This window comes from Vibrio sp. 1457 (assembly GCF_033340195.1).
Lineage (GTDB): Bacteria > Pseudomonadota > Gammaproteobacteria > Enterobacterales > Vibrionaceae > Vibrio > Vibrio alginolyticus.
On the sequence record NZ_JAWOWA010000004.1, the window covers coordinates 228,856 to 248,248 of the forward strand.

The 19,393-nt window shown below is 45.2% G+C and carries 18 protein-coding genes; 3 read left to right on the forward strand and 15 right to left on the reverse strand.

The window, feature by feature from the left end:
* Positions 1-60 precede the first annotated feature (60 nt).
* From malZ to yfbV, 5 genes are all read right to left on the reverse strand, one after another.
* Positions 61-1,887, reverse strand: coding sequence for a maltodextrin glucosidase (gene malZ, locus R7Z41_RS06280; RefSeq protein ID WP_225477538.1), 1,827 nt, complete (start codon positions 1,885-1,887; stop codon positions 61-63).
* Between the two features lie 141 nt (positions 1,888-2,028).
* A complete protein-coding gene (locus R7Z41_RS06285) occupies positions 2,029-2,823 on the reverse strand; it encodes an ABC transporter ATP-binding protein (protein WP_005380813.1) in 795 nt (264 codons plus the stop codon).
* On the reverse strand, positions 2,820-3,755 hold the full coding sequence (locus R7Z41_RS06290) for an ABC transporter permease (RefSeq protein WP_005380812.1): 936 nt from the start codon (positions 3,753-3,755) through the stop codon (positions 2,820-2,822). The genes R7Z41_RS06285 and R7Z41_RS06290 overlap by 4 nt, the downstream gene beginning before the upstream one ends.
* Before the next feature lie 174 nt (positions 3,756-3,929).
* Entirely contained in the window at positions 3,930-4,895 is a 966-nt protein-coding gene (locus R7Z41_RS06295) for an ABC transporter substrate-binding protein (protein ID WP_115386199.1), read from the reverse strand.
* A 329-nt stretch (positions 4,896-5,224) separates the two neighbouring features.
* Entirely contained in the window at positions 5,225-5,677 is a 453-nt protein-coding gene (gene yfbV, locus R7Z41_RS06300) for a terminus macrodomain insulation protein YfbV (RefSeq protein WP_005380809.1), read from the reverse strand.
* 346 nt (positions 5,678-6,023) lie between these two features.
* Here yfbV and R7Z41_RS06305 point away from each other — a divergent pair, with 346 nt between their 5' ends.
* From R7Z41_RS06305 to R7Z41_RS06315, 3 genes are all read left to right on the forward strand, one after another.
* Positions 6,024-7,220 (forward strand): acetate kinase, encoded by a 1,197-nt coding sequence (locus R7Z41_RS06305; RefSeq protein WP_005380807.1) that lies wholly within the window; start codon positions 6,024-6,026, stop codon positions 7,218-7,220.
* 136 nt (positions 7,221-7,356) lie between these two features.
* Positions 7,357-9,501, forward strand: coding sequence for a phosphate acetyltransferase (pta, locus tag R7Z41_RS06310; RefSeq protein ID WP_005380805.1), 2,145 nt, complete (start codon positions 7,357-7,359; stop codon positions 9,499-9,501).
* A gap of 342 nt (positions 9,502-9,843) precedes the next feature.
* Complete coding sequence (locus R7Z41_RS06315) at positions 9,844-10,266, forward strand: hypothetical protein (RefSeq protein WP_005380804.1); 423 nt, start codon at positions 9,844-9,846, stop codon at positions 10,264-10,266.
* Between the two features lie 114 nt (positions 10,267-10,380).
* Here the strand turns inward: R7Z41_RS06315 and R7Z41_RS06320 are convergent, their stop codons facing one another.
* From R7Z41_RS06320 to moaB, 10 genes are all read right to left on the reverse strand, one after another.
* Complete coding sequence (locus tag R7Z41_RS06320; RefSeq protein ID WP_005380796.1) at positions 10,381-11,328, reverse strand: glutathione S-transferase family protein; 948 nt, start codon at positions 11,326-11,328, stop codon at positions 10,381-10,383.
* A 167-nt stretch (positions 11,329-11,495) separates the two neighbouring features.
* Positions 11,496-12,509 (reverse strand): murein tripeptide/oligopeptide ABC transporter ATP binding protein OppF, encoded by a 1,014-nt coding sequence (gene oppF / locus R7Z41_RS06325; protein WP_005387265.1) that lies wholly within the window; start codon positions 12,507-12,509, stop codon positions 11,496-11,498.
* On the reverse strand, positions 12,488-13,459 hold the full coding sequence (locus R7Z41_RS06330; RefSeq protein ID WP_225477579.1) for an ABC transporter ATP-binding protein: 972 nt from the start codon (positions 13,457-13,459) through the stop codon (positions 12,488-12,490). The genes oppF and R7Z41_RS06330 overlap by 22 nt, the downstream gene beginning before the upstream one ends.
* Before the next feature lie 27 nt (positions 13,460-13,486).
* Positions 13,487-14,389: an oligopeptide ABC transporter permease OppC gene (gene oppC, locus R7Z41_RS06335; RefSeq protein ID WP_017633861.1), complete on the reverse strand. Its 903-nt coding sequence runs from the start codon at positions 14,387-14,389 to the stop codon at positions 13,487-13,489.
* Between the two features lie 15 nt (positions 14,390-14,404).
* A complete protein-coding gene (gene oppB, locus R7Z41_RS06340) occupies positions 14,405-15,325 on the reverse strand; it encodes an oligopeptide ABC transporter permease OppB (protein WP_005380786.1) in 921 nt (306 codons plus the stop codon).
* Between the two features lie 128 nt (positions 15,326-15,453).
* Positions 15,454-17,130, reverse strand: coding sequence for an ABC transporter substrate-binding protein (locus tag R7Z41_RS06345; protein ID WP_017633862.1), 1,677 nt, complete (start codon positions 17,128-17,130; stop codon positions 15,454-15,456).
* A 531-nt stretch (positions 17,131-17,661) separates the two neighbouring features.
* Positions 17,662-18,117, reverse strand: coding sequence for a molybdopterin synthase catalytic subunit MoaE (gene moaE / locus R7Z41_RS06350; protein ID WP_005380781.1), 456 nt, complete (start codon positions 18,115-18,117; stop codon positions 17,662-17,664).
* A gap of 1 nt (position 18,118) precedes the next feature.
* Complete coding sequence (gene moaD, locus R7Z41_RS06355; RefSeq protein ID WP_170890430.1) at positions 18,119-18,376, reverse strand: molybdopterin synthase sulfur carrier subunit; 258 nt, start codon at positions 18,374-18,376, stop codon at positions 18,119-18,121.
* The gene (gene moaC, locus R7Z41_RS06360) at positions 18,373-18,852 is read right to left on the reverse strand and encodes a cyclic pyranopterin monophosphate synthase MoaC (RefSeq protein WP_005380779.1); all 480 of its coding nucleotides are present in this window, start codon (positions 18,850-18,852) and stop codon (positions 18,373-18,375) included. The genes moaD and moaC overlap by 4 nt, the downstream gene beginning before the upstream one ends.
* Positions 18,853-18,878: 26 nt before the next feature.
* A complete protein-coding gene (gene moaB / locus R7Z41_RS06365) occupies positions 18,879-19,391 on the reverse strand; it encodes a molybdenum cofactor biosynthesis protein B (RefSeq protein WP_005388935.1) in 513 nt (170 codons plus the stop codon).
* Between the last annotated feature and the right edge of the window lie 2 nt (positions 19,392-19,393).

Consider the following 19,393-nt stretch of genomic DNA (forward strand, 5'->3'; position numbering starts at 1 on the left):
GTGCGCGCTGTTTGAGACCGTTTATATATTAAAGGAGTTTAATCAATATAGAGTGTGGTGTCACTTTAGTCGCCATAATTTGCAGCTCTGTGCCGACATATTGACAGAGATATGACCTTTATAATCAACCTGTTCTGTGTCATCTAACAACGATATAACTTGGCTAACCTCCAAGCCCAGTTGCCACATAGGTAAATCGATTGAACATTCATTACCACTGAGATTAATCATAACAACGACTGCTTCACGACCCAGTACACGTGCGTACGCCAACTGGCTGTTAGTGCAATGCAGCCATTGAATACAGCCCGACTGTAAAGGCTTACATTGTTTACGTATCTTGACCCATTGTTGGTAAAGCGATAGCCATTGTGAACTTTCAATTTCATTCCAAGGAAAACAACGACGATTATCCGGGTCTAGCCCTCCTTCTAGACCGACTTCACTCCCATAGTAAATACAAGGCGTGCCAACGTAAGTCATAAGCATTGCTAGCGCGATGTTCATTTTACGCTTATCACCATCAACCAATGTGATAAACCGAGCAGTATCGTGACTATCGAGTTGATTTAGCTGCGATAGCTGATTCGAAAATGGGATTTTTGCTCTGGCTTCGTCCAACCATACTTTAAACTCCAAACCATCAATGTTGATTGGATCGTACATAATGTCTTGTCGTGCGATAAAAGCTCGGACTGGATGAGCAAAACCGTAGTAGTTCATCGCCCCATCCTCTTGATCACCTTGCAACCACTGCGTTGCTTCAAAAAAGTGCTCACCTAACACATAAGCATTCGGGTTTACTGACTTAGTTGCATGACGAAACGCTGCCACATAATGAGCATTGTTTTTCGCGCCGTCCCCTTCGCCAAGCATATGGATTACATCAAACCGCCAGCCATCAACCAAGTACGGTGGCTTCAGCCAATACTTGATGACAGAATCTTCACTTTGGTAGATGTAGTCGCGCACCTGTTCATTTTCGAAGTTCAGAACCGGTAAGTTACCAATGCCTTTCCAACCAATGTAGTGATTGGTTTCGCCTTCGAAAAAGTAGTAATCACGGAGCTTTGACTGCGGATTGCCATATGCTCCTTCTCCTTTTTGTTGGATATCAAACCAAGGATGATGCACTGACGTGTGGTTAAACACCGCGTCTAAGACAATCTTCATATTCTTACCACGGATTTTCTCACACAGTTCAGCAAACTGATCGTTGGTGCCGAACATAGGGTCAACAGTGAAGTAATCAGTGGTGTCGTATTTATGATTACTTGGTGAAGAAAAGATCGGATTAAAATAAAGCGCAGTAACGCCGAGCTGTTCAAGATAGTCCAACTTTTGCTCCACACCTTTGAGGTCGCCGCCAAAGAATTCACGTGCCCCGGTATTTTGGTGAGAGCCTACCGCATCTCCCCACGCCTTGACGATCGATGCAGAATCATACTGAGCATAAGCGTGGCGAATATCAGACTCACTTTTACTAGCAGAAAAACGGTCAGGAAAGATTTGATAGAAAACTTGCTCTTGGACCCAGCTTGGTGGTTGATGCTCTACATTCAACTTAAAGTGGAACTCTTTGGGTGGAATACGCTTTTGTACGCCTCGTGCATCGAGCCAGTATTGTTGTCCGTCTTTGAGGAGCTTAAACACATAATGTGTGACATCTCGATCTTGATTTGGTCGAAACGATGCCTCCCATAGTAATAATTCACCAGCTGTTCCTACTTGAGCCATATCGACCAGATATTCTTCATTGTCCGGCTCAATACGCACATAGACGGAATCAAAATCCAATGTCTCGGTTTTCAGTCTGACTGTAACTTGCTCGTCATTAAAAGCTAAACCATCAATAGTTTGACTATGAAAAATAAATGGCAGGTTCATTATGGGCACTCCTCGTCATCGGATATGCCACTATGTTATTGAAGAATTAGAGACAAGAAATCCTCCTTGCGAGTTGACATATCAGCCAATTTTCCCAAGGAGGATCACACTTAGTAGGCGTAGTGACTTGTCGGATACCGCTTAGTTCAACAAGAGACTGTCATCTGCCAGCTCTTCACCACGCACTTTGGAGAACATATCCAACAAGTCTGGTACTTGCATGTTAGCGCGCTGCTCTCCAGCCACATCAAGCACAATTTCACCTTGGTGAAGCATTACGGTCCTATCGCCACATGCTAATGCGTCTTTCATCGAATGCGTCACCATCATCACTGTTAAATCGAACTCATCGACAATACGTTTAGTTAAGTCGATAACAAACGCCGCCATACGAGGATCAAGCGCAGCCGTGTGTTCATCAAGCAATAACAGCTTACTCTCCGATAACGTCGCCATCACAAGGCTAACGGCTTGTCGTTGTCCACCAGACAGCAACCCAATGCTATCGCCCAAGCGGTCTTCTAAACCAAGACCGAGGATGCTAATTCGCTCTTGGAACAGCTTGCGACGTTTAGTAGAGAGCGCCAACCCCCAGCTGCGTTTTTTACCACGCATGTGCGCTAGAGCCATGTTCTCTTCTATCGTAAGTTCACCACAAGTCCCGGCCAATGGATCTTGAAACACTCGGGCGCATTGCGTCGCACGTTGGGCAACCGTCTGCTTGGTGACGTCTTTGCCGTCAATGATAACCTGACCACCTATCATCGGCGTCTCACCTGTCACCGCACCAAGCAACGTCGATTTTCCTGCGCCATTAGAACCAATCACGGTAAGAAATTGATGATCTGGAACCTCTAAAGAGACGCCTTTCAATGCACGATTTTCCAAAATCGTCCCAGGGTTGAACGTGACCTGAATATTATTTAGTTCGATCATAATGCCTCCCCAGAACCATTTTTTGATGCCGCTTGTTTAGCATCAGTAACGCGTTGTTTCGCTCTCATGCTCTGTTTTAGCTTTGGAGCAATAAGCGCCACAGCCACCAATACTGCGGTAACAAGGTTGAGGTCTGAAGCTTGTAAACCAAACATGCCAGAACTCAAAGCGAAAGCTACTGCAAGGCGATAAAGTACCGAACCGATGATGACCGCAAACACCGCAACCCAAATCTTGCGCCCGGGAATAAGGGTCTGCCCCAAAATCACAGCTGCCAAACCAACGACAATGGTGCCCACGCCAGAGGTCACATCCGCAAAGCTGTTCGTTTGTGCAAACAACGCGCCTGCGAATCCCACAAACCCGTTGGATAAAGCTAAGCCAAAGTAGGTATAAAAGCCAGTGCTCGCCCCTTGCGCAGAAACCATACGCGCATTCACACCCGTGGCTCGTAAACCAAGACCAAAGTCGCTGTTCAGCAGGCGAATGACAAAGAAAGCGGACAGAAGAACTAAGGCCCCAACAACCAGAGGGCGAATAAACATCGCATCGCCCAATGCTTCAAACGGAGTGAGAATCGTATCCTCTCCAAGCAACGCCATATTAGGTTTGCCCATAATACGAATATTAATTGAAAATGCAGCGATCATGGTAAGAATGGAAGCTAACAGGTGTAAAATACCACACCGAACAGCCAGAAAAGCGGTTACCCACCCCGTCATACTACCAGCTATCATCGCCATTATTGTCGCAAGCCAAGGATTAATACCTGCGACAATCGCCGTTGCAGCCACCGCCGCTCCCATTGGAAAGCTGCCATCCACACTCAAATCGGGGAAATCGAGAACACGGAACGTAAGATACACACCCAGAGCGACTAGGCCATAAATCAAGCCAATTTCGAGTGCACCAAAAAAAGCAAATGCAGACATAACTGCTCCTTTCTGCATGCTCAGGCTGGCTAATACCAACCTGAACTTAAGACTTCTAACGTATACTCCCCTTCTTCTCTAGCAGAATGCTTTACACGAGAAATCTGGAGAGTATCAGTTTTGGGGCAAGCCTCTATCAACCAACGTGACAGGCTTAACCCCAAAAAGCGTTACTTATTGCATGCTTGTCGCACGTTCAATCACAGAACTTGGCAGCTTGATACCGAGCTTAGATGCTGCGCTTTCATTAATTACAAGGTCAGAGCCCGTCGCGACTTTTACATCCAGCTTGCCTGGTTCTTGACCATCAAGAATCGCCGCCACGTAATCCGCGGTTTGTACACCAACCTGATAGTAGTCAAAACCTAAGCCTGCAATTGCACCCTTTTCGACATACGACGTCGCGCCACCAAATACAGGTTTCTTCGCTTGATTCGCTGCAACAATCATCCCTTCAATCGCACTTGCAACTGTATTGTCTGTTGGGGCGTAAAGAATGTCTGATTTCGCTGCAATCGCTTGAGTCGCAGACTGAACATCAGCACTTTTTAGTGCGGTCGCTTCAACCACTTGTATGCCTTTTGCTTTTGCGCTTTCTTTTAGTAATTCAACTAAAGTCACGGCATTAGCTTCACCGGGATTAAATACAACCCCGATGCTTTTCACCTGAGGAAGAATTTCTTGGATGAGATCGACATGCTGAGCAACGGGTGAAAGATCAGACAGGCCAGTTACGTTTTTGCCTGGTTTTTCCATCGACTTAACCAATTTCGCACCAACCGGATCTGTTACCGCAGTAAAGACAACAGGAATAGAGCGAGTAGCCGACACCAAGGCTTGTGCCGAAGGTGTCGCGATGCCAACTAACACATCAGGATTTTCACCGACGTACTGACGGGCAATTTGCACCGCAATCGCTGGATTACCCTGTGCGGTCTTATAATCAAATTCTAGATTTTTGCCTTCTTCGTAGCCTTTCGCTTTCAAACCATCAAGTAATCCTTGGCGCGTCGCGTCTAACGCCGGGTGTTCGACAATCTGTGAAACTGCGACAGTTGCAGTGGCGGCCAGTACATTGGTAGAAGAGAAAATAGCAGTAGCAGATAGAACGGCGGTGGCTAATAAACGTTTCGTTTTCATCATAACTCCTTGATGTGACTTCGTCCTTGTTTCACGAGCTTTCAATATGTGTATCGACTCGTGAATTCAAATGTTTGAAGGCGGTATTGTTGTGTTCGTATAACTGTGCACTTCTTGCGCATCTTGTTTTTATTATTACTACTAAGTCTTAGTAAAGAAAAGAAAGATTTAACACTAAAGCAACATTTGTGATCGGGGGACTTCTTCATCCGGAAAGAATCTTTGGTAAACAAAGCTTCGCTCGCTTCATCAACGACCGTCAAAGTAGGTAATAGAGGCAGGATCAAAAATGAAGCGGCCAGTGCACACTCCATTTCAAACAATTTAAATTAGAACCAACGCTCTAATGACGATTTATCGAGCTGGCGAAACGCTCGGTTCAGTATTATCGCAAGCTCTTTGTAACGAGGGCGAGCTTTGACAGGCTCTAATGCAAAACCTGTTTCCACAATTTTTTGATGCAACTCCCGATACCAAGAGGCCAAAGAAGGCGGCAATTTCGTGTTGGATCGAGCACCAAGCCACCAAATGCCTTGAAGTGGCAAGCTAATCGCAAACAAGGCGACAACAATGGATTGAGGTAACGCGTGGTAATTGTTGAATGCCATTTGAGTGAGTACGCTGATCGCAGCAACGGCCGGCATGACTTTAATGCCAAAGCGAGTCGCCTTAATGATACGCTGTTCCGGAAATATGGCGCTTAGCTCTTTACGAACCGGCCAGATCTCCATGTAATTCTGGCCATCTTTCAGGCTATGGATCAATCCGACTTTATTACTCATACCGCTCTCTCACTAAAAAATAGTTGAACATTTCAACTGAAGGTACAAAAAATTGATGAAAGTTAATATTCTTTCAAATTTTTTTTGTTATCATTGCTTATTATCGCTATCCTTTGCAGACCCTCAATCTCATTGTTGCTGTTATTTACAATTTAAGCAACTCCGAGATATCTATCTGCACGGATCGCATCATAGTGATGGAAGGGTTCATCACTATTTCTTTATATGGAATTAGAACAATTTTTGACCAGGATTAGTACGCAGCCTTCTGGGTATCGGCTATTCTTGTGATTAATTTTTCATTCTTTAACTGATTTTTTATCAGACGAATAACAGGTAGTCATACATGTCTAAGCTAGTTTTAGTTTTAAACTGCGGTAGTTCTTCTCTTAAATTTGCCGTTGTTGATGCCGAGAACGGCGACGAGCACTTGTCAGGTCTTGCTGAGTGTCTTCACCTTCCTGAAGCTCGCATCAAGTGGAAACTTGATGGCAAGCACGAAGCTCAACTAGGCAATGGTGCAGCTCACGAAGAAGCACTAGCGTTTATGGTAGAAACTATTCTTGCTTCTAAGCCAGAGCTTAAAGCTAACCTAGGCGCAATCGGTCACCGTATCGTTCACGGCGGCGAGCAGTTCACTCAATCTGCACTAATTACTGATGAAGTTCTAAAAGGTATTCAAGACGCTGCAACATTTGCACCTCTTCATAACCCTGCTCACATCATCGGTATCGAAGCGGCTAAGAAAAACTTCCCAGAGCTGAAAAACGTTGCTGTATTTGACACTGCGTTCCACCAAACTATGCCTGAAGAGTCTTACCTATACGCTCTTCCATACAACCTATACAAAGAACACGGTATCCGTCGTTACGGCATGCACGGTACTTCTCACTTGTTCATCACTCGTGAAGTTGCAGGCCTACTAAACAAACCAGTTGAAGAAGTAAACATCATCAACTGTCACCTAGGTAACGGCGCATCTGTATGTGCGATCAAGAACGGTCAATCTGTAGACACTTCTATGGGTCTTACTCCACTTGAAGGTCTGGTAATGGGTACTCGCTGTGGCGACATCGACCCTGCTATCGTCTTCCACCTACACGACGCTCTAGGTTACTCTGTTGATCAAATCAACACAATGCTAACTAAAGAGTCTGGTCTTCAAGGTCTAACTGAAGTGACTTCTGACTGTCGTTTCGTTGAAGACAACTACGGTCAAAAAGAAGAAGCAACACGCGCAATGGACGTGTTCTGCCACCGTCTAGCTAAATACGTTGCTGGCTACACTGCTTCAATGGAAGGCCGTCTAGACGCAATCACTTTCACTGGCGGTATCGGCGAGAACTCTGGCCCTATCCGTGAAATGGTTCTAAACCGTCTTGGCATCTTCGGTATCGAAGTAGATAGCGAAGCTAACCTTAAAGCTCGCTTCGGCGGCGAAGGCGTTATCACGACTGAAAACAGCCGTATCCCTGCAATGGTTATCTCTACTAACGAAGAGCTAGTCATCGCTGAAGACACTGCTCGCCTGACAGGTCTTTAATTGAATTCCTGGCTAGCCACTCGGCTAGCCAGATTTTCATTCAAACGAATTTCTTAGGGGCTCAACTCCTATTCTTCGAGCTTCATGGAATAAGAGTTGAGCTTTTATCCCCCAAATAGCTAAAGGTACTCTACGAATGTCTCGTACTATTATGCTTATCCCTACTAGCGCAGGCGTTGGCCTAACAAGCGTTAGCATGGGTGTTCTTCGCGCTATGGAGCGTAAAGGCGTTAAAGTTTCTTTCTACAAGCCAATCTGTCAGCCACGTTCAGGTGGTGATCAGCCAGATCTGACTTCAACTATCGTTGGTCGTAACAGCGATATGAAGATCGGTGAACCAATGGCGATGTCTGTTGCTGAAAGCCTAATCGGTAACGACAACATGGACGAGCTGCTAGAAACCGTTGTTGAACGTTACAACCAAATCAACAAAGACGCAGACGTTACGCTAATCGAAGGTCTTGTACCTACTCGTAAGCACCCATTTGCAAACCAAGTAAACGCGGAAATCGCGGCAACACTTGGTGCAGAAATCGTGCTAGTTGCGACTCCAGGTACTGATAACCCTGCGCAACTGAAAGAGCGTATCGAAGTAGCATGTTCTAACTTCGGCGGCACTAAAAACAAAAACATCTCTGGTGTTATCATCAACAAGCTAAACGCTCCTGTTGACGAAGCTGGCCGTACTCGCCCTGACCTATCTGAAATCTTTGACGATGCAGACAGCGCGAAACAAAACGAATTGAAAGTGATGGAAATTTTCAACACTTCTCCAATTCGTGTACTAGGTTGTGTGCCATGGAGCATTGATCTGATTGCGACTCGTGCAATCGACATGGCTAAACACCTGAAAGCAGATATCATCAACGAAGGTGACATCAACACTCGTCGCATCAAGAGCATCACTTTCTGTGCACGTTCTCTGCCAAACATGATTGAGCACTTCAAACCGGGTTCTCTACTTGTTACTTCTGCAGACCGTCCTGATGTTATCGTTGCTGCTTCTCTTGCTGCAATGAACGGTGTGGATATTGGTGCAGTACTGCTAACTGGCGGTTACGATATCCCTAGCGAAATCGAAGGCCTATGTAAACCAGCATTCGACACTGGTCTACCTATCTTCAAAGCACAAGGTAACACTTGGCAAACGTCTCTAAACCTACAGAGCTTCAGCATCGAAGTACCTGCAGACGATAAAGAACGTATCGAGTTCATCAACGAACACGTTGCTGGCCACATCGACGGTAACTGGATCGAGTCTATGACTGAAGGCACTCAGAAGTCTCGTCGTCTAAGCCCACCAGCGTTCCGTTACCAGCTAACTGAACTTGCTCGTAAAGCAGGTAAGCGTATCGTTCTTCCAGAAGGTGACGAACCACGCACAGTTAAAGCAGCGGCAATCTGTGCTGAACGCGGCATTGCAGACTGTGTACTTCTAGGTAACCCAGATGAAATCCGTCGCGTAGCGGCTCAACAAGGCGTTGAGCTAGGTACTGGTGTAACCATCATCGATGCAGATGCTGTTCGTGAAAACTACGTTGCTCGCCTAGTTGAGTTGCGCGGTGCGAAAGGCATGACTGAAGTTGTGGCTCGTGAGAAGCTACAAGATTCAGTATTCCTAGGCACAATGATGCTTGAGAACGACGAAGTTGACGGCCTAGTTTCTGGTGCTGTTCACACTACGGCGAACACTATCGTTCCTCCGTTCCAAATCATCAAGACGGCACCAAATGCGTCTATCGTATCTTCAGTATTCTTCATGCTTCTGCCTGATCAAGTACTGGTTTACGGTGACTGTGCAATCAACCCAGATCCAACTGCTGAACAGCTTGCTGAAATCGCTATCCAATCTGCTGACTCTGCAGCAGCATTCGGTATCGAACCACGCGTTGCAATGATCTCTTACTCTACTGGTGAATCTGGTAAGGGTGCAGACGTTGATAAAGTACGTGAAGCAACAAAACTGGCTCAAGAGAAACGTCCTGATCTTATCATTGACGGTCCTCTACAGTACGACGCTGCTATTATGGAAAACGTTGCTGCTTCTAAAGCACCAAACTCTCCAGTTGCAGGTAAAGCGACAGTATTTGTATTCCCAGACCTAAACACGGGTAACACGACTTACAAAGCGGTACAACGTTCAGCTGACCTAGTATCTATCGGTCCAATGCTGCAAGGTATGCGTAAACCTGTAAACGACTTGTCTCGTGGCGCGCTAGTAGACGACATCGTGTACACCATCGCTCTAACAGCTATCCAAGCAGACCAAGAAGCTAAATAATCGCTTCTGACATCTAGTTGGATATAGATACAAAGCCCTCGATTCGTCGAGGGCTTTTTCTATTGCTGGCCAGAACACTTATTTGTTTTTTATACCAATCACTGCACAACCTATAATTACTGGTGCACAAAGCTTTTCTCCCTATCGCCCTCCATACCTAATCGACATTGCTCGTGCTTGTTCTTACACCGATTGACCCACTCCCCAAAATGCATTGGCTCCAAAGCAGCACGGTCCCTGTTCAATTTATCGACATTATTTACGTTTTAGCTAAACTTTTTTGCTAGGAAATACGTAAAAGCTACTGCAATGCACAAACTCATTGACTGCTAAGGAATATATATGAAGGATTTCATCAATACATCACTGATAAAGTTTGGTTTAGCTGCGTTTCTGATTAGTTTTTCTTCATTCAGCTTTTCCGCCCCGAGTATTAAAGGCGTCGATCAAGATATGTCCGGAGGAACGGTGACCGCTGAAATGGCTCATGCTGATGACAATGGGTGGATGGTTGTCCACCGAACAGACGAATCAATGAAGCCTGGTCCTGTTATCGGCTACGCTCCGTTAAAAATGGGAAAGAATGAAAACGTAAATGCAATTTTGATGGAACCAGTAGAATCAGGCGATATGCTGATGTTAATGGTCCACGGAGAGAAAGGTGGCATGAAGACTGGTGTGTTTGAGTATACGCTCGGCGCTAAAGAGGACGGTCCTGTAAAAGTGGACGGAAAGCTAGTGATGGACATCGTACGCGCTAAGTAGGGTGGCGATGAATGAAAAAGTAAACTTCCTACTCCCGGTATTTAGATGACACAAAAGTACTCAACGGCATTGCTAACCGTTAAGTACTTTTTCATTTGCGATGGAAGCAGCAAACTAGCCAATCCTTTCTCTTCCATGAGGAGTATTTAGGTCTAAATCAGGCCCTTTTGGTACAACTTGCGTCGGATTAATCCCAGTGTGGCTGAAGTAGTAGTGGCGTTTAATGTGATAGAAATCCGTCGTGTCTTCAACGCCTTCAACTTGATACAACTCTTTTAAGTAGCCTTGTATATTTTCGTAGTCTGCGATGCGCTGCTTGTTACACTTGAAATGCCCCACATACACCGCATCAAAACGAATAAGAGTCGTAAACAAACGCCAATCAGCCTCAGTAATTGTGTTCCCTGCTAAGTAACGATGCGTCGCTAAGTGAGCATCGATTTTATCTAACGCATTAAACAAAGAATCAAACGCTTCTTCATACGCCTCTTGTGTAGTCGCGAAGCCACAACGATACACTCCGTTGTTGACATTCGGATAAACAAAATCGTTCCACTCATCAATAACGTGTTTTAGATGATCTGGATAGTAGTCGTCGTGATTCCCTGTTAACGCATTGAATTCCGAATTGAACATGCGAATGATCTCTGACGACTCGTTTGACACAATAGTATTGGTCTTTTTATCCCAAAGTACAGGCACGGTTACGCGGCCCGTGTAATCGGGTTTGGCCTGCGTGTAAATTTGATACATGCGCGTGTGACCAAACAATGGCTCAGGAAGCCCCATTTGCCAACCTTGGCTGAGCATATCAGGGCAAACGACCGTGACATCAATATGTGGTTCTAAACCTTTCAGCTTGCGGAAAATGAGGGTTCGATGTGCCCACGGACAAGCAAGAGAGACATACAAATGGTATCGACCGGACTCTGGTGTAAACTCCGCATCAGGGTCGTTTTTAACCCAGTTACGGAATCCGGCATCTTCGCGCACAAATTTGCCACCATTTGATTTTGTGTCATACCAGACATCTTGCCAAACACCTTCAACCAACTTACCCATGATTGCTCTCCTCTCGTTCTGTTTGTGTCTATATTAGCGTTTCCTATCAAACAGAGAATCATCGAACTTAGGACATCATGTTCAAGAAATTCGAATGTATAAATCAGACACATAAAAAAAGCGCGACCCGATGAAGGTGTCGCGCTTAAGCCCGTCACAGGCTGAATTTATACACTAACGTGTAAACAAGATACCGCGTGAACGTCATTACCTAAAATGGTTGGCTTTGTCTTCGCACACTCTTCGGTTGCTTGTGGGCAACGAGTGCGGAATACACAACCCGACGGTGGGTTGATAGGTGAAGGAAGATCACCCTCTAGCATTTGGATTTTCTTATTGCGCTCAATATCCGGGTCCGGGATCGGAACCGCAGACATCAGCGCACGCGTATATGGGTGCTTAGGATCAGCAAACAGAGCCTCGGCCTCGCCAAGCTCAACGGCATTACCTAAATACATAACTAAAACGCGATCTGAAATGTGTTTAACGACAGACAAGTCATGCGCAATGAATACCAGAGAAAGCCCTAACTCTTTTTGAATCTCTTTAAGTAGGTTAACCACCTGAGCTTGAATAGATACATCAAGCGCCGATACTGGCTCGTCACAAATGATCATCTTAGGCTTAAGGATAAGCGCACGCGCTATCCCGATACGCTGACACTGACCACCCGAGAACTCGTGTGGGTAACGGTTAATCACGTTAGGTAATAGGCCAACTTTCGCCATCATCTCTTTAACGCGATCTTTCACTTCCTGCTTAGACAGTTCTGGATAGAATGTCTCAAGAGGTTCAGCAATGATATCACCAACAGTCATACGCGGATTCAGCGATGCCAATGGGTCTTGGAAAATCATCTGAATTTCTTTACGCGTCTCACGGCGCTGAACGCTTTTCATTTTAGTAAGGTCTTGACCCAACCACACTACTTGGCCGTCAGTAGCTTCAACCAGACCAATGATGGCACGAGCAAACGTCGATTTACCACAACCTGATTCACCTACTACACCAAGCGTTTCCCCTTCGTATAGTCGAACATTCACGCCATCTACCGCTTTCAGGCTCGAAGGCTTTGACCACGGCCATGCCGACTTTGAGGCAATGCTGAAGTGAACTTTCAGCTCAGAAATGTCCAGAATTAGTTTTTTGTCTACTGCGTTCATTTGTTCCAAGCCTCCCATTCAGAAAAACATGCACGCTGACGACCATCACCAAATGGTGTCAGAATTGGCGCCTCGCGCTTACAACGATCCATCACACGGTGACAGCGCTCTTGATAAGGGCAGCCCGGCGGTAAACGAAGCAAGTTTGGTGGATTACCAGGAATGGTCGGCAGAATTTCACCCTCAGTATCGAGGCGAGGAATCGCCTTCAGCAGACCCTCCGCATAAGGATGGCTTGGATTGTAGAAAATTTCGTTTACGTTGCCGTACTCCATGGTACGGCCTGCATACATCACCAGCACCTTGTCACACGAACCTGCAACCACACCAAGGTCGTGAGTGATCATGATGATCGCTGTGTTGAACTCAGATTTCAGCTCATTCAACAAGTCCATGATCTGTGCTTGTACCGTCACATCAAGTGCTGTTGTTGGCTCATCGGCTATAAGCAGTTTAGGACTACATAACAACGCCATCGCGATCATTACACGCTGACGCATACCGCCTGAAAACTCATGCGGGTACATCGTGATACGCTTACGCGCTTCAGGGATTTTTACCGCTTCCAGCATGCGTACTGATTCTTCAAATGCTTCCGCTTTGCCCATGCCTTTGTGCAGCATAAGCACTTCCATCAACTGATCACTGACTTTCATGTAAGGGTTCAGTGATGTCATTGGGTCTTGGAAGATCATTGCGATCTGTTCCGCACGCACTTTGTTCAGTTCTTTTTCTGGTAAGTTTAGGATTTCTTTGCCTTCAAACTTTGCGCTACCAGAAATAATACCATTCTTAGCCAAAAGGCCCATGATTGCGAATACGGTTTGAGATTTACCTGATCCCGACTCTCCAACGATACCTAAGGTTTCGCCTTGGTTGAGAGAGAAGTTCAAATCGTTTACTGCGGTTACGATACCATCTTGCGTGGTGAATTCGACGCGCAGATCTTTGACATCTAATAAGCTCATCATTGCTTCCTTAATCTTATCTTTTAATTATCTGTCTTTTGGATCCAGCGCATCGCGCAGGCCGTCACCAACGTAGTTGAAGCAGAATAGCGTCACAACCATGAACACTGCTGGGAATGCCAGCTGCCAGATTGCTACTTCCATTGTCTGTGCACCTTCTTGTAGAAGAGCGCCCCAACTTGTCATTGGTTCCTGAACACCAAGACCAAGGAATGATAGGAATGATTCCGTTAGAATCATACTTGGGATAAGCAGCGTAGAGTATACCGCTACAATACCCAGTACGTTCGGTACGATATGACGAGTAATGATTTTCCAGTTGCTTACACCACACACATGTGCCGCTTCGATAAACTCCTTGCTACGTAGACTAAGAGTCTGACCACGTACGATACGCGCCATATCTAGCCATGCGATAGCACCAATCGCAACGAAGATCAGCATGATGTTACGACCGAAGAATGTTACCAGTACAATCACCAGGAACATAAACGGTACCGCGTATAAAATTTCTAGAATACGCATCATTACGCGGTCAACTTTACCGCCGATGAAACCAGATGCTGCGCCGTAGAGCGTACCAATCAGTACCGCTACAAATGCACCCATAACACCTACCATCAACGAAATACGACCTCCAATTAGCGTACGCACGTATAAGTCACGGCCTAAGCTGTCAGTACCAAACCAATGGTCAGCATTCGGTGCAACGTGCATCGCGTACCAGTCAGTATCATCAAATGTGTACGGTGCGATCATTGGCAGGATAATAACCGCCAACGTCATTAGAACAAGAAGGAATAAGCTCACCATCGCCGCTTTGTTGCGCATGAAACGGATACGAGCATCTTGCCAAAGACTGCGACCTTCAATCTCCAAGTTTTCGGAGAATTTCTCAATCGCTTCTAGGTTTTCTTTTTTCGTTAACATAACCAAACGTCCCTGTTAGTAGCGAATTTTCGGGTCAATCATTGCAAGTAAAATATCTACAATCGCGTTGAATAGAATGAATAGGAAACCAATCAGAATGGTTACCCCCATTACTAGCGAGTAGTCACGGTTAAACGCAGCGTTAACGAATAGTTTACCAATACCAGGCAGACCAAAAATGGTTTCGATAACAACGGAACCGGTGATGATACCTACGAAAGCTGGGCCCATGTAAGAAACAACAGGGAGAAGTGCCGGCTTAAGAGCGTGTTTGATAATGATATAACGGTAACTTAGACCTTTAGCACGTGCCGTACGAATAAAGTTACTGTTTAGGGTTTCGATCATCGAACCACGCGTGATACGAGCAAAGGTAGCAACATACAGTAGCGACATACCAATAACAGGAAGCACTAAATACTGCCAGCTACCATCTTGCCAACCGCCCGCAGGGAAGATATTCCAATGAAGCGAGAATATGTAGATAAGCGCAGGCGCTAATACAAAGGATGGCATTACGACACCAAGCATCGCAGTCGACATAATGGTGTAATCAATCCAAGTATTTTGCTTGAGCGCAGCAATGGTACCGACGGTAACCCCCATTATCAAAGTAAAGATAAAGGCGATGAAGCCCACTTTAGCCGAAACTGGTAAGGCAACCGCGATCAGCTCGTTTACTGAGTAATCAAGGTATTTAAATGACGGTCCGAAATCACCTTGGATAACATTGGTCAAATACGTGGTGTATTGTTCAAATACAGGTTTATCCAAGCCATATTTAGCTTCGATATTTGCCATTACTTCGGGTGGCAATGGACGCTCTGTCGAGAAAGGGTTTCCCGGTGCAAAGCGCATAAGAAAGAAAGATACGGTGATCAAAACCAACATTGTTGGGATCGCCTCAAATATCCTTTTTGCGATGAATTTAAGCATAAACTCACTCTTTCAGTCTGTGACAGTTAAATTAAAGAAGTCGTCCAATTCTTTTGGACTAAAGATAGGCGCTACATGCAATTTCTCACATGTAGGGCCTCATTTTTATAGTTCTATCGAGTTACGAATTACTCTGTGATGTAGAGATCTTTAGAGTAAATCTTGTCTTCCGCGTTATTTACTGGGAAGCCACCAACTTTCGGTGATAGTAGACGTGATTTCACGTACTGGTAGATAGGTGCGATTGGCATATCTTTTGCCATCAACTTCTCTGCTTCTAGGTAAAGTGCTTGGCGCTCTTCGTCAGAAGTTGAAGCAAATGCTTTGTTCATGATCGCATCGTACTCTTTGCTGTCGTAGTGAATACCACCAGTAGTGTTATTACTCATCATCAGCGTTAGGAAAGATGAAGCTTCGTTGTAGTCGCCACACCAACCTGCACGAGCAACCTCAAAGTTGCCAGAATCTTTGGTAGATAGGTAAGTTTTCCACTCTTGGTTTTCTAGCGTAACGTCTAGACCAAGTGTCTTCTTCCACATTGAACCCAGTGCAACCGCAAGTTTCTTGTGGTTCTCTGATGTATTGTATAGAAGGTTAAATTCAAGAGGGTTGTCTGCGCCGTAACCCGCTTCTTCCAATAGACGCGCAGCTTCTGCGTTACGCTCTTCTTGCGTCATTTTGCCGTATGCAGGAATTTCTGGGTTGAAACCTGCCGTAATTTCAGGTGTTAGGAAGTAAGCTGGCTTTTGACCTTGACCTAAAATCGCATCAGTCACAATGTTACGGTCAATCGCATAAGAAATCGCTTTACGCACACGAACATCATCAAACGGCTTTTTCTTCGTATTGAAGATGTAGTAGTAAGTACATAAGTTACCGGTTACAGACACTTCTTGTGGGTGCTCTTTCTTCAGACGCTTGAAGTGCTCTGTAGGCAGCTCGTTCGTGAAGTCGATTTCACCCGCTAGGAAGCGGTTCATTTCCGCTACTTGGTTCTCGATTGGTAAGAAAGTGACTTGGTCAAGCGTCGTGTTTTCGTTGTCCCAGTACTGTTCGTTACGTTTTAGAACCAAACGCTCGTTTACAACCCAGTTGTCAACAACATAAGCACCGTTACCTACAAAGTTCTCTGGCTTCGTCCATTGATCGCCGAACTTTTCAACAGTTGCTTGATGAACAGGTTTCACTGTCGTGTGGCCCATCATCATTACAAAATATGGTACTGCAGTATCTAACTCAACCACTAACGTGTGATCGTCAACCGCTTTAACACCTAACTCGCTCTTATCTTTTTTACCCGCAACAATGTCTTTTGCGTTCTTCATCTTGGTGTATTCCATGTACCAAGCATATGGAGAGGCGGTTGCTGGATCGACTGCACGTTGGAAGCTGTAAACGAAATCACCTGCAGTGACAGGATCACCGTTTGACCATTTTGCGTCTTCACGTAAGTGGAAAGTGTATGTTTTGTTGTCTTCAGTTTCCCAAGATTCTGCAACACCAGGGATAGTGTTACCGTCCGCATCTTGGTTTACAAGGCCTTCAAGAAGATCGCGAATCACGTGGGATTCTGGAACACCTTGAGATTTATGAGGGTCTATTGTCGCAACTTCTGTACCGTTACCACGCACCAATTCTTGAACAGCAGCAAGTTTTGGCTCTTTAGAATCAGATTTAGCTTCAGGGGCTGGAGCCGGAGCAGGCTCAGCAGCTTGTTTCTCCGCAGGCTTTTCACCACAACCAGCTAGAGCGAGAGAAAGACCAGCACCAATAAATAAAGCGCGCGTGATTTTATTCTTATACATGCGTAAAACTCCAAATTTTTTCGTTAGCATCCATGACTTCTTTGTAAGGGCCTGGAACGGTCAGAGTTTTAGATTTTTTTAGTGCACTTTCTGAGCACAAAAGTCTAAAACCTTACAAAGACTGCGGCACACATTAGCAATCATTGAAGTAATTTGCCATAAAAATGTAGCAAAAAAACCAATAATGCTGACTAAACCACACATATCTAGCAGTAAACTCTAACCCCAAAGCATTCACCAGCCAAATAAAGACCAGAAGCGACATTTAACAGGCGAAACTTTCGATTAATCTGAGTTTAAACCATTTACTAGCATCTTATGCTAGATATTTACACATCATTTAACATTTATGACAAATCAAGTCTAACAAATAATTGTTTATATATTGGGCAAAAAACTTTTATTGTGAAGAATATCACCAGACAAAAGATAGGAAATATTGAAACAAAGTGAGCAATACAATGAAGATAAATACAAAAAAAGCTAAGTGCCATTAGCACTTAGCTTTTTTCACTAGAATGCGGGTTAGTTCTATTTTTCCCAACGCTGTGCAGCTTGATGATCGGTGTCGCGCGACTCAATCCAACGATCTTCATTCGTCGTACGCTCTTTTTTCCAAAATGGTGCTTGGGTTTTCAGATAATCCATGATGAACTCGCACGCATCAAATGCCGCGCCGCGGTGCGCACTGGAAACGCCCACAAATACAATTTGATCACCGCTATCCATGTCTCCGACACGATGAATCACGCGTACACCTAATAGTGGCCAGCGAGACTCAGCTTGATCGCAAATGTCGCTCAAGCTCTTCTCTGTCATCCCCGGATAGTGCTCTAGATGTAAACCAATGACATTATCCCCAAGGTTCATATCTCGAACTTTACCAACGAATGTAACGACAGCGCCGGCAGCCGTCCCTTCAGATAGACGTTGATATTCTTGCTCAACCGAAAAGTCTTCAATTTGTACAGAAACACGAGAATCCATCTTAACCCCCAGTTACCGGCGGGAAAAACGCAACTTCGTCACCTGCTTTTACTTGTGTATCCAGAGGGACGATGGATTGGTTCACTGCAGCAAGTAGCTTTCCTGGCTCGAGCGCTAAATCCCACTTGCCATCTTTCTTAGTGCCTTCTTCCACTAGATGTGAACGAATTGATTCAACCGTTTCAAACGGCCCGTCTAACTCGACACTGTCGATGCCAATCAGCTCGCGAGTTTGAGCAAAGAAAAGTACTTTAATCATGATTCCACCTTAAAGTGACCAGATTTACCACCCGTTTTCTCTAGTAGACGAACTTGACCAATGACCATGTCTTTTTGTACTGCTTTACACATATCGTAAATCGTTAGAGCAGCAACGGAAGCTGCCGTGAGCGCTTCCATTTCCACACCAGTTTTACCCGCAAGTTTACATACTGATTCGATGCGAACTTTGTTTTCTGCTTCGATAGCTTCCAGTTGAACTTCAACTTTAGAGAGTAGTAGCGGATGACAAAGTGGAATCAAATCCCAGGTTTTCTTCGCAGCTTGAATACCAGCAATACGAGCCGTCGCAAATACATCACCTTTGTGGTGCTGGCCAGAGACAATCAGTTGAAGTGTTTCTGGGGCCATGTGAACAAATGCTTCAGCACGAGCTTCACGAACCGTCTCCGTTTTTGCTGACACGTCAACCATGTTTGCTTCGCCAGAAGCATTGATATGTGTAAATTGGGTCATTGTTTTTCCTTCGCTTTTAGGAAAGGTTATACAGATAGGTGTGGCATGAAGTTACAAGGGCGATGACTTGCATCCAACTGCTGTTTAATAATTTTTGTCCAGCCTGTGCGGCACGCACCAGTTGAACCTGGCATTGCGAAGATCACGGTGTGGTTAGCAAAACCAGCAATCGCACGAGACTGAATCGTAGACGTACCGATCTCTTCGTACGACACCATACGGAACAACTCACCAAAACCTTCAACTTCTTTATCAAATAGAGGCTTAAGTGCTTCTGGCGTGCTATCACGTGAGGTGAAACCTGTACCGCCAGTAATCATGATCGCTTGTACGCTTTCATCAGCAATCCATTGAGAAACAATCGCGCGGATCTTGTACATGTCATCAATAACAATTTGCTTGTCTACTACGTTGTGACCCGCTTCTTGAGCATGCTCAGCTAGGTAACGACCAGAGGTATCGTTTTCTTCAGTACGAGTGTCAGATACCGTTAGAACGGCAATATTTGCAGGTTGGAATTTGCTTTCAGCGTGACCCATTT

Excerpts from the sequence above, each read along its gene's own strand:
- R7Z41_RS06290 (WP_005380812.1), bottom strand. The coding sequence starts at position 3,755 with ATGTCTGCATTTGCTTTTTTTGGTGCACTCGAAATTGGCTTGATTTAT.
- oppF (WP_005387265.1), bottom strand. The coding sequence starts at position 12,509 with ATGGGAGGCTTGGAACAAATGAACGCAGTAGACAAAAAACTAATTCTG.
- R7Z41_RS06315 (WP_005380804.1), top strand. The coding sequence starts at position 9,844 with ATGAAGGATTTCATCAATACATCACTGATAAAGTTTGGTTTAGCTGCG.
- pta (WP_005380805.1), top strand. The coding sequence starts at position 7,357 with ATGTCTCGTACTATTATGCTTATCCCTACTAGCGCAGGCGTTGGCCTA.
- R7Z41_RS06305 (WP_005380807.1), top strand. The coding sequence starts at position 6,024 with ATGTCTAAGCTAGTTTTAGTTTTAAACTGCGGTAGTTCTTCTCTTAAA.
- R7Z41_RS06345 (WP_017633862.1), bottom strand. The coding sequence starts at position 17,130 with ATGTATAAGAATAAAATCACGCGCGCTTTATTTATTGGTGCTGGTCTT.
- oppC (WP_017633861.1), bottom strand. The coding sequence starts at position 14,389 with ATGTTAACGAAAAAAGAAAACCTAGAAGCGATTGAGAAATTCTCCGAA.
- moaD (WP_170890430.1), bottom strand. The coding sequence starts at position 18,376 with ATGATTAAAGTACTTTTCTTTGCTCAAACTCGCGAGCTGATTGGCATC.
- yfbV (WP_005380809.1), bottom strand. The coding sequence starts at position 5,677 with ATGAGTAATAAAGTCGGATTGATCCATAGCCTGAAAGATGGCCAGAAT.
- R7Z41_RS06295 (WP_115386199.1), bottom strand. The coding sequence starts at position 4,895 with ATGAAAACGAAACGTTTATTAGCCACCGCCGTTCTATCTGCTACTGCT.
- oppB (WP_005380786.1), bottom strand. The coding sequence starts at position 15,325 with ATGCTTAAATTCATCGCAAAAAGGATATTTGAGGCGATCCCAACAATG.
- moaB (WP_005388935.1), bottom strand. The coding sequence starts at position 19,391 with ATGGGTCACGCTGAAAGCAAATTCCAACCTGCAAATATTGCCGTTCTA.
- moaC (WP_005380779.1), bottom strand. The coding sequence starts at position 18,852 with ATGACCCAATTTACACATATCAATGCTTCTGGCGAAGCAAACATGGTT.
- moaE (WP_005380781.1), bottom strand. The coding sequence starts at position 18,117 with ATGGATTCTCGTGTTTCTGTACAAATTGAAGACTTTTCGGTTGAGCAA.
- R7Z41_RS06320 (WP_005380796.1), bottom strand. The coding sequence starts at position 11,328 with ATGGGTAAGTTGGTTGAAGGTGTTTGGCAAGATGTCTGGTATGACACA.
- R7Z41_RS06285 (WP_005380813.1), bottom strand. The coding sequence starts at position 2,823 with ATGATCGAACTAAATAATATTCAGGTCACGTTCAACCCTGGGACGATT.
- R7Z41_RS06330 (WP_225477579.1), bottom strand. The coding sequence starts at position 13,459 with ATGAGCTTATTAGATGTCAAAGATCTGCGCGTCGAATTCACCACGCAA.
- malZ (WP_225477538.1), bottom strand. The coding sequence starts at position 1,887 with ATGAACCTGCCATTTATTTTTCATAGTCAAACTATTGATGGTTTAGCT.